At 62.7% G+C, this 16,604-nt stretch carries 10 protein-coding genes; 5 read left to right on the forward strand and 5 right to left on the reverse strand.

Annotated features, from left to right (window positions below; translation table 11 throughout):
* On the reverse strand, positions 1-672 hold the full coding sequence (locus tag NTD80_RS03030) for a GNAT family N-acetyltransferase (protein ID WP_262132094.1): 672 nt from the start codon (positions 670-672) through the stop codon (positions 1-3).
* A 152-nt stretch (positions 673-824) separates the two neighbouring features.
* Here NTD80_RS03030 and NTD80_RS03035 point away from each other — a divergent pair, with 152 nt between their 5' ends.
* The 5 genes from NTD80_RS03035 to NTD80_RS03055 all read left to right on the forward strand — a co-directional run bounded on the left by NTD80_RS03035 (position 825) and on the right by NTD80_RS03055 (position 7,513).
* Positions 825-1,535 (forward strand): FadR/GntR family transcriptional regulator, encoded by a 711-nt coding sequence (locus NTD80_RS03035; RefSeq protein WP_262132095.1) that lies wholly within the window; start codon positions 825-827, stop codon positions 1,533-1,535.
* A 109-nt stretch (positions 1,536-1,644) separates the two neighbouring features.
* Positions 1,645-2,838 (forward strand): L-2-hydroxyglutarate oxidase, encoded by a 1,194-nt coding sequence (lhgO, locus tag NTD80_RS03040; protein WP_262132096.1) that lies wholly within the window; start codon positions 1,645-1,647, stop codon positions 2,836-2,838.
* A 58-nt stretch (positions 2,839-2,896) separates the two neighbouring features.
* Positions 2,897-4,222 carry an MFS transporter gene (locus NTD80_RS03045; RefSeq protein ID WP_106804115.1) on the forward strand — a complete coding sequence of 442 codons (1,326 nt, stop codon included), beginning with the start codon at positions 2,897-2,899 and terminating at the stop codon, positions 4,220-4,222.
* An 81-nt stretch (positions 4,223-4,303) separates the two neighbouring features.
* Complete coding sequence (locus tag NTD80_RS03050; protein WP_262132097.1) at positions 4,304-5,158, forward strand: CAP domain-containing protein; 855 nt, start codon at positions 4,304-4,306, stop codon at positions 5,156-5,158.
* A 168-nt stretch (positions 5,159-5,326) separates the two neighbouring features.
* Positions 5,327-7,513: an ATP-binding protein gene (locus NTD80_RS03055; RefSeq protein WP_262132098.1), complete on the forward strand. Its 2,187-nt coding sequence runs from the start codon at positions 5,327-5,329 to the stop codon at positions 7,511-7,513.
* 2 nt (positions 7,514-7,515) lie between these two features.
* Here NTD80_RS03055 and NTD80_RS03060 read toward each other — a convergent pair whose 3' ends face one another.
* The 4 genes from NTD80_RS03060 to NTD80_RS03075 form a co-directional block, all read right to left on the reverse strand.
* Positions 7,516-8,682 (reverse strand): sensor domain-containing diguanylate cyclase, encoded by a 1,167-nt coding sequence (locus NTD80_RS03060; protein WP_213552876.1) that lies wholly within the window; start codon positions 8,680-8,682, stop codon positions 7,516-7,518.
* Between the two features lie 52 nt (positions 8,683-8,734).
* On the reverse strand, positions 8,735-10,972 hold the full coding sequence (glgB, locus tag NTD80_RS03065) for a 1,4-alpha-glucan branching protein GlgB (RefSeq protein WP_106804117.1): 2,238 nt from the start codon (positions 10,970-10,972) through the stop codon (positions 8,735-8,737).
* A complete protein-coding gene (gene treS, locus NTD80_RS03070; protein ID WP_262132099.1) occupies positions 10,969-14,316 on the reverse strand; it encodes a maltose alpha-D-glucosyltransferase in 3,348 nt (1,115 codons plus the stop codon). Before treS ends, glgB begins: the two co-directional genes overlap by 4 nt.
* 149 nt (positions 14,317-14,465) lie before the next feature.
* Complete coding sequence (locus NTD80_RS03075) at positions 14,466-16,454, reverse strand: alpha-1,4-glucan--maltose-1-phosphate maltosyltransferase (protein ID WP_262132100.1); 1,989 nt, start codon at positions 16,452-16,454, stop codon at positions 14,466-14,468.
* Between the last annotated feature and the right edge of the window lie 150 nt (positions 16,455-16,604).

Below are 16,604 nucleotides of genomic sequence, written 5' to 3' on the forward strand. Positions count from 1 at the left end.
TTACGCCGGAAGATTCTGGACGAACAACCGCACCTTGCGCGTCAGTTGATCCAGATGCCGGTCGCGCTGTTTCTCCGCGTCGAGCATCGCGCGCTTGCCGTGCTTTTGCAGCAGGTACGTGTGGATCTGGCGCACTTCCAGCGAGCTGTAGATCGACGCCACGTCCAACACCCCCATCAGGCCATCAGTGCCGTAGTCGCGGGTATTCATCAGCACCTGGGTGCCGCGCGCGCCCCGCACCTGAAAGCCCATGCGTTCAAAAACCGGTACTTTTTCTACCGAGCACGCGAGTTCCGCATGGGGATAACGGCTTAACACATCGTGCATCATCGCGCGCGCCACACCCTGGCGCCGATGGCCGACTTGCACGGCCATGAACGCAATCCCGCAGGCTTGCGGATCGTCCTTGACGGGCAGGTACAGGCAAAAGCCAAGCAGTTTTTCCGCGTCCATCGCCACGACCAACTCGACGGCAATCCCCTTTGAACCGTCCAGGGCTTCCAGGTACAGGTGCACTTCAAAACCGATGGCGTACTGGTAGATGTTGTAGAGCAGGTTGCTCGGCGGCAGCGCGACGCTGCTGATGTCGGTGAGGTTGTCCACCACCATCTGCAGGACCTGCGCGTTGATGGGCTCGGGGCACGGTGTCGTGTAGCGGGTAAGGCTGTACATGCAAATTCCTGGGGTTTCGCGTCAAGGCAGCGGCGATTGTACCTGTTGCGGCGAGTGTATGGCCTGCCGGCCGCACCCAAAAGCCACGCCGATATTGACAAGGTAAAATCGTAACGACTATTGTCTGACAACCTGATCAACAAGGTTTTCCCATGCTTGAGCTTCAACGCCCCGATTCGCTGGTCGTACGGGTTGTCAGTGCCATCCGCGCAGAAATCGACTCCGGCCAACTGCCGCCGGAGTCGCGCTTGCCCACGGAACAGCAACTGGCCGAACAACTCAACGTCAGCCGCTCTGTAGTGCGTGAAGCCATTGCCCAGCTCAAGGCCGATGGCGTGATCACTGCGCGCCGGGGCCTGGGCTCGTTTATCTCGCAGACGCCAGCCGGTACGGTGTTTCGTTTCCCGCAGCCGAATGGACGACGCCCCGACCTCGCGCAGATGTTCGAAGTGCGCCTGTGGATCGAGACCCAGGCCGCCGCGATTGCCGCGCAACGCCGCGATGAAGCCGACCTGCAGCGCATGAAAAGCGCGCTGCAGGCCATGCAGGAGCACCGCGACAACTTCGAAGCGGCCGCCCTCGCCGATGTGGAGTTCCACCGCGCCATCGCCGACGCCAGCAAGAATGACTACTTCGTGGCCTTCCATGACTTCCTGCGCAGCCAGCTGGCCAGCGCCCGCAAGACCGCTTGGGAAAACTCCGCCTCGCGTTTTGTCACCGGCTCTGCCGACGCCACCCAGGAACACCAGGCACTGTTCCAGGCGATTGCCGACGGCGACGCCCAGCGTGCCGCCGCGAGTGCCGAGGCCCACCTGCGTGCGGCAGCACGCCGCCTGAGCCTGGAACTGCCCGCCAAACATTGACCGAATACACCCTTTTGCAGCGTGTCCTCGACACGCCATTTTTTTAACCAAAACATTAGTCTGACAACCTGATAAGCAGACTGATGTGCAACCGTAGGTACCCCACGCAATGATTCACGATTTTTGCATCATCGGCGGCGGCATCGTCGGCCTCGCCACCGCCATGGAGCTGCTCAAGCGCCAGCCGGGCGCCTCCCTGGTGATCCTCGAAAAGGAATCGGTGCTGGCCAAGCACCAGACCGGCCACAACAGCGGCGTGATCCACGCCGGCATCTACTACGCGCCGGGGAGTCTCAAGGCCGACCTGTGCAAGCGTGGCGCCGAAGCAACCAAGCAGTTCTGCACCGAGCACGGCATCAAGTTCGAGGTGTGCGGCAAGCTGCTGGTGGCGTCCAGCCCGCTGGAAATGCAGCGAATGGAAGCGCTGCATGCCCGCGCCCAACTCAACGGCATGCAGGTCGAGCGCCTCGATGCGGACCAGTTGCGCGAGCGCGAACCGAACATCGTCGGCCTGGGCGGGCTGTTCCTGGATGCCACCGGCATCGTCGATTACCGCCAGGTGTGCGAGACCATGGCGCGGGTGATTCGCCGCAGCGGTGGCGAGATCTGCCTGGAACGCACCGTCACCGGCATCCATGAAGACACCGACACCGTCACCATCAACACCCTTGGCGAAACCTGGCGGGCGCGTCACCTGGTGGTGTGCGCTGGCTTGCAGTCGGACCGCCTGGCGACCCTGGCCGGGATCAAGATCGACCACCAGATCATCCCCTTTCGCGGCGAATACTTCCGCCTGCCACCGGAAAAAAACGGCCTCGTCAATCACCTCATCTACCCGATTCCCGACCCGGACTTGCCGTTCCTCGGTGTGCACCTGACCCGCATGATCGACGGCAGCATCACCGTCGGGCCGAACGCCGTGCTGGGCCTGGGTCGCGAAAACTACCGCAAGTTCTCGATCAACTGGCGCGACGTGGCCGAGTACGCGCGCTTCCCCGGCTTTTGGAAAACCGTCTGGCAGAACCTCGGTTCGGGCACCACCGAGATGAAGAACTCGTTGTTCAAATCCGGCTACCTGGAGCAGTGCCGCAAGTATTGCCCGTCACTGACCCTCGACGACCTGCTGCCCTATGAAGCCGGGATCCGCGCCCAGGCGGTGATGCGCGACGGCAGCCTGGTGCACGACTTCCTGTTCGCCCAGACCTCGCGAATGCTCCATGTCTGCAACGCGCCCTCACCGGCCGCGACGTCAGCCATGCCGATCGGCGCGATGATCGCCGACCGCCTGTTCACGCCCCAGTAACACCCGGCAATACGCCTCCATTTGACAATAACTACAAAGACTCAGAAGGAAGTACAGCATGACGGCATCTGCCTCCATCCCCGGCACCGAAACGCCCGAACAAACCCGCAAGCGCCTGCGCAAAGTCGCCGCCGCGACTATCTTTGGCTCAATGCTGGAGTGGTACGACTTTTACCTGTACGCGACCATGGCGGCGATTGTGTTCTCGAAAATCTTCTTCGATAACAGCGACCCGAAGACCGCCACGCTGATGGCCTTTTCGACCTTTGCCATCGGCTTTATCGCACGCCCGTTCGGCGGCATCCTGTTTGGCTACCTGGGCGACAAGTTCGGTCGCAAGCAAGTGCTGGTACTGACCTTCTGCCTGATGGGCGTGTGCACCACGCTGATCGGCCTGATCCCCAGCTACGCCTCCATCGGCATCTGGGCGCCGATCGTGCTGGTGTTCATCCGCATCATCCAGGGCCTGGGTGCGGGGGCCGAACTGTCCGGCGCAGCGGTCACCTCGTATGAGCACGCTGCGCAGGGCAAGCGCGGCAGCCAGGGCGCATGGCCGGCGCTGGGCCTGAACTTGGGCCTGTTGCTCTCGTCGCTCACCGTGTACCTGCTGACCATCAACGGCAACGAGTTCCTGCTGGCCGGCGGCTGGCGTATTCCCTTCGTCTGCAGCATCGTGCTGGTGGGCGTCGGCCTGTGGGTACGCAAGAGCATTCCGGAAACCCCGCAGTTCAAGGAGCTGAGCAAAGAAGCCGCCAAGGCCAAGGCCTCGCCGCTCAAGGCCCTGTTCAAGAACGACCTCAAAGGCCTGGCGGTGGTGTTCTTCGTGGCCATCGGCTACAACGCCCTGAGCTACATCTTCAAGACCTTCTCCCTGGCGTACCTGACCCAATTCAAAGGCGTGGATGTGCACGTCACGTCGCTGTCGGTAACCATCGCCAGCCTGATCGCCATCGTCGCCGTGCCATGCTTCGGCTGGCTGTGTGACAAGTGGAGCAGCAAGCACGTGCTGATCCTCGGCGGGCTGTGCTCGCTGCTGTTCGCCTACCCGTTCCTGGCCCTGCTCAACAGCGGCGAAAGCCTGATGATCTACATTGCGATCGGCGTCGGCACCGGCGTCCTCGCACCGATGATGTTTGCCCCGCAGGGCTCGTTCCTGAGCCGGCAGTTCCCGACCCAGACGCGCTCTTCCGGCTTCGGTACCGGCCGTGAAATCGGCACCGCCATCGCTGGCGGCCTGGCGCCACTGGGTGCGCTGTCGATGGTGGCGGCATCGGCCACCCATTCCACTGATGGCGTGGTGATAATCCTCGCCATTTCGGCGCTGCTGGTGGTGGTGTTTGCGTTGTGTGACCAGGGCCGCAAGCACTCGGCATTCAAGAACTGAGGAAAAAAGTTCGGACCAACGGGTGCATGGACGCACCTACATCGCGCATCATGGGCACTTTCAAGCTCAAGGGTAACGTCCATGCGCGTTCTGTCATTGATGATGGGTCTTACGACGCTGGCCGCCAGTACGGTGTTCTGCGCCAGCGCGATGGCGAATGAAGAAATCCAGCTGGTGCAACAGATCAACGACTACCGCAGCCAGGTACAGCGCTGCGGTGACCAGGGTTCCCAGGAACTGCCACCTTTGGCCAGCGACACCCGCCTGGTGCTGCCGGCCACCAATGTCGGCGACTTGCAACAGGCCCTGGCCCGGGCGGCATACCCGATGGTGAATGTACAGGCCATCAGCCTGTCCGGCCCCAAGGATGCCCAGGCTGCCATGAAGGCGGTGCGCGAGAGTTTCTGCCGCGTGGTGCTGGACCCGCAATTTGTCGATATCGGTGTGAGTAACAGCGGCCAGGACTGGCGCATCGTCCTCGCCCGTCCACTGCTGTCCAGCGGCCTTGGCGACTGGCAGACTGAAGGCAAGCAACTGCTCACCCTGATCAACACCGCGCGCGCGCAAGCGCGCCAGTGCGGCACCCAGGCATTCAGCGCGACCACCCCGCTGTCCTGGAACGACGACCTGGCCGGCGCCGCCAACAGCCACACGCGCAACATGGCCAACGGCAATTTCTTCGACCACCTCGACCACGACGGCCGCACCCCCGGTGACCGCGCCGAACTGGCCGGCTACCCGGCGAAAAACATCGGCGAAAACATCGCCGCCGGCCTGGACACGCCGCGCAAGGTCGTCGACGGCTGGCTCGCCAGCCCCGGGCATTGCGCCAACCTGATGAACCCGCAGTTTCGCGAATTGGGCGCGGCCTATGCCATGGACCCGAAAAGTGACGCAGGGATCTACTGGACCGGTTTATTCGGCACATCGCAGTAAAAAACAGCGCCCGGATCGCGGAATATTTATCTATTCAAATGGATGCAGCATCAAATTGCCATCTCGTGGATAATTCCGCTGAACTGGCAACGGTCATTCCGGTCTGTTGCTTGTTAGCCTGACCTCTTCAGGCGCTCGACCGATTGTGGCAAACAAGGTGTTCTCCCAATGATGAATTGGCTGCAAAGCAGCAGCGACATGGCTGAGCGGGTACGCCAGCATGATTGGGCAAGTACGCCCCTGGGCCCGCTGGAACAATGGCCGGATGTGCTCAAGACCACGGTAGCGTTGTGCTTTGCCTCGAGCTTTCCCCAGGCCATCGTCTGGGGGCCGCACCTGATCACGCTCTACAACGATGCGTTTGTGCCCATCCTTGGCGACAAACCCTATTCGCTGGGGCGACCTTTCAGCGAAACCTGGCACGAAGTGTGGGACCAGGTCGGCCCCATCGCGGACGCGGCTTTCGAAGGGCATGCCACCTACATCGAGAACTTCCCGCTGCTGATCGAGCGTGGCGCGGGCCCCGAGCAGGCCTACTTCACCTTTTGCTACAGCCCTATCCGCGATCCGCAGGGCAAGGTCGTCGGCTTGCTGGACACGGTGACCGAAACCACCGCCACGGTATTTCTTGCGCGGCGCCTGGCGGTGCTGGATGCGATCGGCAACGCCGTGACCAATGCCACCGATGCCGAAACCATCATGTCCACCACCACGCGCCTGCTGGCCGAGCACCTGCAGGTGTCCAACTGCGCCTATGCAGACATGGACGCCGATGAAGACGGCTTCACCATTCGCGGCAATTGGGCGGCGCCCGGCTCGCCGAGCATCGTCGGACGCTACAGCCTGGCTTCGTTCGGTGAGTTGGCCGTACAACGCCTGCATGCCGGCGAGCCGGTGGTGGTGCAGGACAATCGCATCGAATTCGCGCCGCACATCGCCGCCAGCTACCAGGCCCTGGGCGCGTTGGCGACCGTGTGTTTCCCGCTGATCAAGCATGGCCGGCTCACCGCGCTGATGGCCGTGCATCACAAAGCGGCGCGCGTGTGGTCGCCCTATGACCTGGCCCTGGTGGGCGAAGTCACCGAACGCTCCTGGGCACATATCGAGCGCGTGCGTGCCGACGTCGCCGTGCGTGAAGGCCTGGCGGCATTCACCGAGCTGAATGCGACCCTGGAACAGCGGGTGGCGGAACGCACCACCGCCCTCTCCCAGGCCGAAGCCGCGCTGCGCCAGTCCCAGAAGCTGGAAGCCATCGGCCAGTTGACCGGCGGCGTCGCCCATGACTTCAACAACCTGCTGACGATCATTCGCTCGTCGGTGGATTTCCTGCGCCAGCCCGGTCTCTCCGAGGAGCGGCGCCAACGTTACATGGGCGCGGTGTCGGACACCGTCGAGCGGGCGAGCAAACTCACCAGCCAGCTGCTCGCCTTCGCCCGGCGCCAGCCATTGAACCCGGAAGTGTTCGATGTGAGCCTGCGGGTCAAGAATATCGGCGAGATGCTGGAAAGCCTCACCGGGGCGCGGATCCAGGTGCGCGTCGAGCTGCCCGACAGCCCGTGCCATGTGCGCGTCGACTCCAGCCAGTTCGAAACCGCGCTGATCAATATGGCCCTCAACGCCCGTGACGCCATGAACGGCCAAGGCACGCTGACCCTGCGCGTGACCACCGTGGCGGCCCTGCCGCGTATCCGTGGCGACGCCGAGTCGCGCCAGCCCTTCGTCACGGTGTCCCTGGCGGACACCGGCAGCGGCATGGCCAGCGACAACCTGGAGCGCATCTTCGAGCCGTTCTTTACCACCAAGGCCGTCGGCAAAGGCACCGGGCTGGGCTTGTCCCAGGTGTTCGGTTTCGCCAAGCAGTCCGGCGGCAACGTCGACGTGGCCAGCACCCCGGGCCAGGGCACGGTATTTACCCTGTACCTGCCGGCCGTTGAGTCCCAGGCAGTCCAGTTGGCGCACCTGCAGCAAGCCGCGTGCCCGGACCATGACCCGTCGCACCGCCATATCCTCATCGTGGAAGACAACCTCGACGTGGGCCGCTTCGCCAACCAGATCCTCCAGGACCTGGGCTACCAGACCACCTGGGCCACCGATGCCGAACAGGCACTGGCGATGGCCGGCGCGGACGCCATGGCCTTCGACGGGGTGTTCTCGGACGTGGTCATGCCGGGGATCACCGGCGTGATGATGGCCAGGGTGCTGCGCGAGCGCCGGCCGGACCTGCCGATAGTTCTCACGTCGGGCTACAGCGAGGAGCTGGCTGACAGCGGCTATGAAGGCTTCGAGTTCCTCGCCAAGCCCTATTCCGCCGACCAGGTCGCACGGGTGCTGGCCAAGGCCATGCTCAAGGACTGAGCCTATTCCGCCACGGCCACTTGATTGCGACCCAAGGCCTTGGCGCGGTACAGCGCCTTGTCGGCGGTGTTCATCAGGCCGTGCAAATCCTGGTCAAGGGTATGGGTGGAGGCCACGCCGAGGCTGGCGGTCAAGCCATGCACCGGCTCGGAGACCAGGCCGGAAATCGCCTTGACCAACTGCTCGGCAATGTCTCGCGCCGCCTCCAGCGAGGTATTGGGCAGCAGCACCGCGAACTCCTCGCCCCCCAGGCGGCCGTACACATCGGCCTGGCGGAACGAAGCACTGATCACCCCGCCAATCTGGCGCAACACCTGGTCACCGGCCTGGTGACCGTAGGTATCGTTGATCTGCTTGAAATGGTCCATGTCCAGCATCAGCGCGCACAACGGCTGCTGGTTGTGGCGGCATTGCGCGTACAACACCTGGGCATGTTCGAAAAACGCGCGACGGTTCATCAGCCCGGTGAGTTCGTCGGTCTGTGCGGCGCGTGTAGAGATGTTGTGGGCCCGTTCCATTTGCCGGGTCAGGCGAAAGGCTTTTTCCAGCGCATCCGACAGCTTGCGCGTGGCGCTGACCACAAACGTGGAGAACACCAGCACCGCGACAGCCACCCCGACTTGCATCGACGACGGCTGGAACAACAGCCACAGCGTGCACGGCAGCAGCACCAGGGCCAGGGACGCCAGGGTCATGTAGCGATACGCGGAATAACACGAGACGGCACTGACCGACATGCCCACCGTAAACAGCATGACCAGCACCTGCGACACTCGATCGTCTGTCGGCATCACGGCCAGTGCGCCGGCACCCCAGACGCCGGCAGACAGCATCAGCGTGATCCAGTAGCGACGCTCCCAGCGCTGCGGGGTGCGCTCGTCGTTGGGACAGCGGAACCACTCCATGAACATCTTGACCCGCAGCAATGACGTGGCCGCCAGCACCAATAGCCAGACCAGCATGACCGTGTGGTCAAAGCGCTCCCAACACAGCCAGCAGAGCATCACCGCAGCGAGGTAACTGCCGAAAATCGCGGCAAAGGATTGCCGAAACAACTGATGCAAACGGTCAGTCCGCACCTGTTCCTCTATAAAGCAATCCTGGTCCTGCCTACGCCCAAGGCCGTTCATGAAATTCGCCTGATTCAACTGCCACGACAAGGGTGCCATTGTGGCACCCTGCCAGTAGCGCGGACAACAGAATCCAGCCGTGTAGAGCGCTTTAAAGCGCTTGCGGCCGCAGAATCAGCACCCCCAACGGCGGCAGATTCAACGACAGCGAGACCGCCTGCCCATGACGCGGCTCATCACGCGTGGAAACGGTGCCACCGTTACCGTAATTGGAACCCGCATACAGGTCGGCGTCGCTGTTGAGCACTTCGCTCCAGCTCCCGGCAAACGGCACGCCGACGGCGTACGCCTCACGCGGCACCGGGGTGAAGTTGGCAACCACCAGCACCGGCTTGCCATCCTTGCTCCAGCGCAGCCAGGCATACACGCTGTTGATCGCATCGTCGCCGATCAGCCATTGGAAGCCCTGGGGCGCGTCGTCCTGTTCGTGCAGGGCCGGTTCCTCGCGGTACAGGCGGTTCAAGTCGCCCACCAGTTTCTGCACGCCGCGGTGTTCCGGGTATTGCAGCAGGTACCAATCCAGCTGCTGATCGTGGTTCCACTCGCGCCACTGGCCGAATTCGCAGCCCATGAACAGCAGCTTCTTGCCAGGGTGCATCCACATGAACGCCAGGTAAGCGCGCAGGTTGGCAAATTTTTGCCAGCGGTCGCCGGGCATCTTGTCGATCAACGAGTGCTTGCCGTGCACCACTTCATCGTGGGAAATCGGCAGGATGAAACGCTCGGACCAGGCATACACCAGGCCGAAGCTCAGTTCATTGTGGTGATGGGCGCGGTACACCGGGTCCTGCTGGATGTAGTGCAGCGAATCGTGCATCCAGCCCATGTTCCACTTGTAGTTGAAACCCAGGCCGCCCTGTTGGGTGGGCTGGCTGACGCCGGGCCAGGCGGTGGATTCTTCGGCAATCACCAGCGCGCCGGGCGCCTCCAGGGCGACCACGTCGTTGAGGTGGCGCAGGAAGTCGATGGCTTCGAGGTTCTCGCGACCGCCGTGGCGATTGGGCACCCATTCGCCGGCCTTGCGCGAATAATCGCGGTACAGCATCGACGCCACGGCATCCACGCGCAGCCCATCGATGTGGAAGTGCTTGAGCCAGTGCAGCGCCGAAGCCAGCATGAAGCCGTGGACTTCGGTGCGGCCCAGGTTGTAGATCAGCGTGTCCCAATCCTGGTGAAAGCCTTCGAGCGGATTGGCGTATTCATACAGCGCGGTGCCATCGAACTGCGCCAGACCGTGGGTATCGGTAGGAAAATGCGCCGGCACCCAGTCGAGAATCACACCAATATCCGCCTGATGCAGTGCATTGACGAAGTAGGCAAAGTCTTCCGGCGAGCCAAAGCGTGCCGTCGGGGCGAATTGCGACAGCGCCTGATAGCCCCAGGAGCCGCCGAACGGGTGCTCCATGATCGGCATCAGTTCAACGTGGGTGAAGCCCAGTTGCTGCACATAGGGCACCAGCCGTTCGGCCAGCTCGCGCCAGTTGTATTGGCGCGAGACCTCGCCCGCCTCGTCCAGCTCGCACTGCCAGGAACCCACGTGCAGCTCGTAGATCGACAGCGGCGCGGTGGTCTTCTGACGCTCGACGCGCGACTGCATCCACGCATGGTCCTGCCAGTCCACCTGCAACGGCGCCGCGACCTTGGAGGCGGTGTCCGGCGGCAGTTGGGTCGCCAGCGCCATCGGGTCGGCCTTGAGCGGCAGGATCCCGTTGGCAGCGAGAATTTCGTATTTGTAGGCTGCGCCCGGTTGCAGGCGTGGGATAAAGATCTCCCATACACCGGACGGATGACGCAGGCGCATCGGGTGCCGACGCCCGTCCCAGATGTTGAAGTCGCCGACCACCGACACACGCCGGGCATTCGGCGCCCACACGGCAAATCGCACGCCCTCCACGCCGTCGACGCTGGTCACTTGGGCGCCCAGGCAGCTGCCGAGGTCGCGGTGATTGCCTTCGGCAAACAGGTACAGGTCCATTTCACCCAGCAGCAGTTGCTGGAAGCTGTACGGGTCTTCGGTGATCTGCTCACCGCCCGCCCACTGGATTTTCAGCAGGTAGGCCTGGCGAGTCGCGAAGTGCCCGACAAACAAACCCGGCACCTGGGTCGCATCGAGGCTGCCGATCTGCTCGCCGCTGTCGCGTGCCAGCACCTGCACACTGAGGGCTTCCGGCAGGAAGGCGCGGATAAACTGGCCGCCCTGCTCGTCATCGTGCGGCCCCAGGATCGAGAACGGATCATGGTGCTCGGCGCGCACCAGCGCTTCGACGTCGTTGGACGCCGGCAATGCAGTCAATTTCGGCTGCAGCGGTTCTTTATGTGTAAAGCTCATGACGTCTCCCCACCGCGTACAGTTTTCGATATAGGTACAAGCCCGCTCAGCAAGCCGTGCAACCCTTGCAGGGGCACTGGCAGCCAGGTCGGGCGATTTTCCGCTTCGTAAGCCACTTCATACGCGGCCTTCTCGAGGCTGAACAACGTCAGCGCAGCGTCCTGGCCCTTGGCATCCTGCCAGTCATGCGCCAGTGTAGACGTAGCTGCCTGATAAGCCTGGATAAATGCCTGGCGCGCTTCTTTCAGGTAACGGTCGGTCACGCGCTTGCGGGCAATGTCCGCCTCCGTCGAGTGATCCACGCCCTGCACATTCAGCGCCATCGCCGCCGCGTAATCAAAGGAGCGCAACACCCCGCTCACATCCTTGTACGGGCTGTGCTTGCCCCGGCGCTCATGCAGCGGCCGCGCGGGCTCGCCTTCAAAGTCGATCAGGTAGGCATCGCCCTTCACCACCAGCACCTGGCCCAGGTGCAAATCACCGTGGACACGAATGCGCAGGCCGCCCAGCGTGGCTTTCGCCAAGGCCTGCACATGGCTGGCGATGGCTTTTTTCTGCGCCAGCAATTCACTGACCAGCGCCTGATCGCCAGGGTTCAATTGGCTTTGGTGCAGCTTGAGCAATTGCAGGGCGCGGTCGATCTGTGCACCGACATCCTTGGCCCAGGCCTGGGTGTCCTTGACCGTGGTGACCTCGGGCTTGAAGTCTTTGTTGGTGGTCTTCGCCCCCAGTACCCCATGCATCTCGCCCAGGCGCTGCCCGAGCAATCCGGCAAAGTCGGCCAGTTCGCCCAGGGCGTTGTAGTGTTGTTCCTGCTCGGAGATGGCTTCGGCGAGTTCGTCGCGGATCGCGCGTTCGAGGTTGTTCTGGGTCCAGCTCCAGGCATCGCCCTGGTTGCTCAGGTAGCCTTGGGCAATCATCAACAGGTTGTCGTCGCCCGCCGCATCGCGGCGCACCATCGAGCCCAGCAATGGTGAAATGTTCGGGTAGTCGGCGGCGGTCAGGTAGGCGCTCATTTCCAGCTCCGGGTGCACCCCGGCGCTGACTTTGCGGATCAGTTTGAGCACCAGGCTTTCGCCCACCACCACTGAACTGTTGGACTGCTCGGCCGACAGGTAGCGCACCACCGACTCGTCATTGAGCTGCAACTTGGCCAGGTGAGGCGTGGCTTCAAAACGCAGGTCGCCATCGCTGGTGTTCAGCACGGTGCCGGCTTGCAGGCCCTGGATGACCGCGCGAATAAAGTGCTCAAGGCTGAAGGCATCCGTCACCAACCCGACCTGGCGCACACGGCGCACGCGGGCCAGCGCCAATTGCTGTGGCAAGGCGCTGGTGAACTGGTCTTCGCCGAGAAAGCCGAACGGCAGCTGATAACGGTTGACCTGGCCACCCGCGGTCACCTCAAGCTCGCTGAGCAACACCGGGTGCTGCGGGTCGCCAAAGCGTGCGCCATAGACAATGCGCACGCTGTCGATGGCCGTGTCCTTGCCGGCAAACCAGCGCCGCTTGGGCAGCCAGGCCGGCAGCGAGGTCTGCTCCAGGGTCGCGCGGCACGGCTCTTCGAGCAGCTCTTCCATGCGTTTTTTCAGCACCAGCGTGGTGAAGTCCGGCATGCTTTGCGCCGGTTCCACATGCCAGCTCGGCATCTGGTTTTCTGCCGCCAGCACGAACCAATAGAAGCCGTATGGCGCCAGGGTCAGCAGGAAATTCAGCTGGCCAATCGGCGGGAATGCATTACCGCCCAGCATCTCCACCGGCACCATGCCGGCGAAGGCCGACAGGTCCAGTTCGGCTGCCTGGGCACTGCGCGACACGTTGGCCACGCACAGGATGATTTCGGTACGCCCATCGTCGCCGGTGAATTCGCGGGTGTAGGCGAGGATGCGGCGGTTGCTGGGCGAGAGCATTTTCAGGCTGCCACGGCCGAACGCCTTGGACTGCTTGCGTACCGCAAGCATGCGGCGGGTCCAGTTGAGCAGCGAGTGTGGATCCTGGGCCTGGGTTTCGACGTTGACCGACTGGTAGCCGTATTGCGGGTCCATGATCGGCGGCAACACCAGGCTCGCCGGGTTGGCGCGGGAAAAACCGCCGTTGCGGTCGATGGACCACTGCATCGGCGTGCGCACCCCGTCACGGTCGCCCAGGTAGATGTTGTCGCCCATGCCGATTTCATCGCCGTAATACAGGGTCGGCGTGCCTGGCATCGACAGCAACAAGCTGTTGAGCAATTCGACACGTCGACGGTCACGCTCCACCAACGGCGCCAGGCGCCGGCGGATACCCAGGTTGATCCGCGCGCGGCGGTCAGCGGCGTAGTAGTTCCACAGGTAATCGCGTTCTTTGTCGGTGACCATTTCCAGGGTCAGTTCATCGTGGTTGCGCAGGAAAATCGCCCATTGGCAGTTGGCGGGGATCTCCGGAGTCTGGCGCAGGATGTCGGTGATCGGGAAGCGATCTTCCTGGGCCAGCGCCATGTACATGCGCGGCATCAGCGGGAAGTGGAAGGCCATGTGGCACTCGTCACCGTCATCACCCTTGCGGTCACCGAAGTACAGCTGGGTGTCTTCAGGCCACTGGTTGGCCTCGGCGAGCAGCATGCGGTCGGGGTAATGCGCGTCGATCTCGGCGCGGATCTGCTTGAGCACGCCGTGGGTTTCCGGAAGGTTTTCGTTGTTGGTGCCATCGCGCTCGATCAGGTAGGGAATCGCGTCCAGGCGCAGGCCGTCGATGCCCATGTCCAGCCAGTAGCGCATCACCGACAGCACGGCTTTCATCACCTGCGGGTTGTCGAAATTGAGGTCCGGCTGGTGGGAATAGAAGCGGTGCCAGAAGTACTGGCCGGCGACCGGGTCCCAGGTCCAGTTGGATTTTTCGGTGTCGAGGAAAATGATGCGTGTGCCGTCGTACTTCTGGTCATCATCCGACCACACGTAGAAGTCCCGCGCCGCCGAACCGGGCTTGGCCTTGCGCGCGCGTTGGAACCATGGGTGCTGGTCCGAGGTGTGGTTGATCACCAACTCGGTGATGACCCGCAATCCGCGCTTGTGGGCCTCGGCGATAAAGCGCTTGGCGTCGGCCATGGTCCCGTAGTCGCTGTGCACGCCCCGGTACTCGGCAATGTCATAGCCATCGTCGCGGCGCGGCGAGGGGTAGAACGGCAGCAGCCAGATGGTGTTCACGCCCAGGTCGGCGATGTAGTCGAGCTTGGCGATCAGCCCGGGAAAGTCACCGATGCCGTCGTTGTTGGAGTCGAAATAGGATTTGACGTGAACCTGATAGATCACCGCGTCCTTGTACCAGAGCGGGTCTTTGATAAAGGTGGCAGCCTTGGGTTTCTTCGCCATTGGAAACTCCTGAAATGCGTGAACATCCACTTGAAACACCGCGAACCCGTGTCGGAGCCGGCTTGCCGGCGGTCGCGGTGTTTCAGCGAAAAAAAGGTGTCAGGCCCGCTGCCATCGCCGGCGAGCCGGCGCGTGCAGGGGAGACGGTCTCAGGCAACAGTGAGGCGCCAGATCCCGAACGGCATATGCGGCTCCAGGCGGGTCCACTGGTTTTTGCCGTACCAGGTCCAGCGATGGCCGTTCATCAAGTCTTCGCCTTGGGTCTGGGCATCGTCGGGCAGGCCCAACTCCCATAGCGGCAGCTCGAAATGCGCTTCCTGGGCGTTGAACGGGTCGAGGTTGACGGCCACCAGGATGAAGTTGCTGCCATCCTCGCTGCGTTTGCCGAAATACAGGATGTTGTCATTCCAGGCGTTGTAGAGCTTGAGGCCCAAGTGCGTGTGCAGGGCCGGGTTCTGTCGGCGAATGCGGTTGAGTTGGGCGATCTCGGCAATGATGTTGCCGGGCGCGGTGAAGTCCCGGGGACGGATCTCGTATTTCTCCGAGTCCAGGTATTCCTCTTTGCCCGGCACCGGCGCCGCTTCGCACAGCTCGAACCCCGAATACATGCCCCACAGGCCCGAGCCCATGGTCGCCAGTGCGGCGCGGATGAGAAACCCCGGCCGACCGGATTCGTGCAGGAAGCCGGGGTTGATGTCCGGCGTGTTGACGAAGAAGTTCGGCCGGTAGCATTCACGCCACGGCGACTGGTTCAGCTGCGTCAGGTACTCACCGAGTTCGGCCTTGGTGTTGCGCCAGGTGAAATAGGTGTAGCTCTGGGAATAGCCGACCTTGCCCAGGCGCGCCATCATCGCCGGTGTGGTGAACGCCTCGGCGAGAAAGATCACGTCGGGGTACTTGGATCGCACGTCGCTGATCAGCCATTGCCAGAACGGCAGCGGCTTGGTGTGAGGGTTGTCGACGCGAAAAGTCTTCACGCCCTCTTCCACCCAGCCCACCACGATGTCGCGCAATTCGGTCCACAGGCTCGGGATCGCGTCGGCGGCATAGAAGTCGACGTTGACGATGTCCTGGTATTTCTTCGGCGGGTTCTCGGCGTATTTGATCGTGCCGTCCGGGCGCCAGTTGAACCAGCCCGGGTGTTGCTTGAGCCACGGATGGTCCTGGGAGCATTGGATGGCGAAGTCCAGGGCGATTTCCAGGCCGTGATCGGCGGCGGCCTTGACCAGGCGCCGGAAGTCATCGCGACTGCCCAATTGCGGATGGATTGCCTCATGGCCGCCCTCCTCGCTGCCGATCGCATACGGGCTGCCCGGATCCTCCGGACCGGCGGTGAGGGAATTGTTCTTGCCCTTGCGATGGCTGCGGCCGATGGGATGGATCGGCGGGAAATACAGCACGTCAAATCCCATGTCGTGGATCATCGACAGGCGCGAGTGCACATCGTTAAAGGTGCCGTGACGGGCGGGATCGTCAGTGATCGAGCGCGGAAACAGCTCGTACCAGCTGGCAAATTGCGCCGCCTCGCGCTCGACATCAATCGGGTAGACACGGCTGATGCTCAAATAGGCACGGTGGTCGGCCTGGGTCATCAAATGTGCACTGTCTTCGTGCAGGAACTGCGCGACCTGCTCGGTTTCCAGCAGGCCGGAGAGTTCGTGGTGCAGCAGCATCAGGCGGTCGCGCAACTCGTTGTCGCTGCGTTCGGCGGCCTGCAGCACAAGGCTGCGACCTTCCTGCAACTCCAGGCTGACCGGTACCCCGGCCTCATGTTTTTTGCGCAGTTCGTAGCAGAAGCTGGCGAAGGTATCGATCCAGGCTTCAATGCAGTATTCGTGGGGGCCTTGGTCACTGACGGTAAACCCGCCTTCCCAGCCATTGTTGCCCACGTCGTTCATCACCACGCTGTGCCAGTTTTCCTGGTGCAGCGGGCGCCAGCGGATCAGCACCGCCAGCTTGTCGTGGCCGTCGGCAAAGACTTTGCTGGTGACGTCAATGCGCTGGCCAACCACCGCCTTGACGGCGAATTCGCCGCCATCGATCACGGGAGTGGTGCTTTCGATCGCGATCCTGGGCAGCAACAATGCCTGGGACAGCGGCAAGAGGGATTCTTCTGGAACCTGTGTTTCAGCAGTCATCGAGCATCTTCCCCTTACGCCCTGTGGACGCTCTTTGCTTGATCTGAATTCTGAGACGACGCCGCTCTCCCTGAGCAGGGCCGTATAAGGTCCGAGCCTGCCTCACCGGGAAAAGTTCAGGTGGATGTGCGGCCATTGAGCGGGAATCAA

Origin of the sequence: Pseudomonas sp. 13B_2.1_Bac1, from assembly GCF_025466155.1 — a bacterium.
GTDB lineage: Bacteria > Pseudomonadota > Gammaproteobacteria > Pseudomonadales > Pseudomonadaceae > Aquipseudomonas > Aquipseudomonas aylmerensis.

Excerpts from the sequence above, each read along its gene's own strand:
- NTD80_RS03030 (WP_262132094.1), bottom strand. The coding sequence starts at position 672 with ATGTACAGCCTTACCCGCTACACGACACCGTGCCCCGAGCCCATCAAC.
- NTD80_RS03060 (WP_213552876.1), bottom strand. The coding sequence starts at position 8,682 with ATGGCACCCTTGTCGTGGCAGTTGAATCAGGCGAATTTCATGAACGGC.
- treS (WP_262132099.1), bottom strand. The coding sequence starts at position 14,316 with ATGGCGAAGAAACCCAAGGCTGCCACCTTTATCAAAGACCCGCTCTGG.
- glgB (WP_106804117.1), bottom strand. The coding sequence starts at position 10,972 with ATGAGCTTTACACATAAAGAACCGCTGCAGCCGAAATTGACTGCATTG.
- NTD80_RS03050 (WP_262132097.1), top strand. The coding sequence starts at position 4,304 with ATGCGCGTTCTGTCATTGATGATGGGTCTTACGACGCTGGCCGCCAGT.
- NTD80_RS03055 (WP_262132098.1), top strand. The coding sequence starts at position 5,327 with ATGATGAATTGGCTGCAAAGCAGCAGCGACATGGCTGAGCGGGTACGC.
- NTD80_RS03035 (WP_262132095.1), top strand. The coding sequence starts at position 825 with ATGCTTGAGCTTCAACGCCCCGATTCGCTGGTCGTACGGGTTGTCAGT.
- NTD80_RS03045 (WP_106804115.1), top strand. The coding sequence starts at position 2,897 with ATGACGGCATCTGCCTCCATCCCCGGCACCGAAACGCCCGAACAAACC.
- NTD80_RS03075 (WP_262132100.1), bottom strand. The coding sequence starts at position 16,454 with ATGACTGCTGAAACACAGGTTCCAGAAGAATCCCTCTTGCCGCTGTCC.
- lhgO (WP_262132096.1), top strand. The coding sequence starts at position 1,645 with ATGATTCACGATTTTTGCATCATCGGCGGCGGCATCGTCGGCCTCGCC.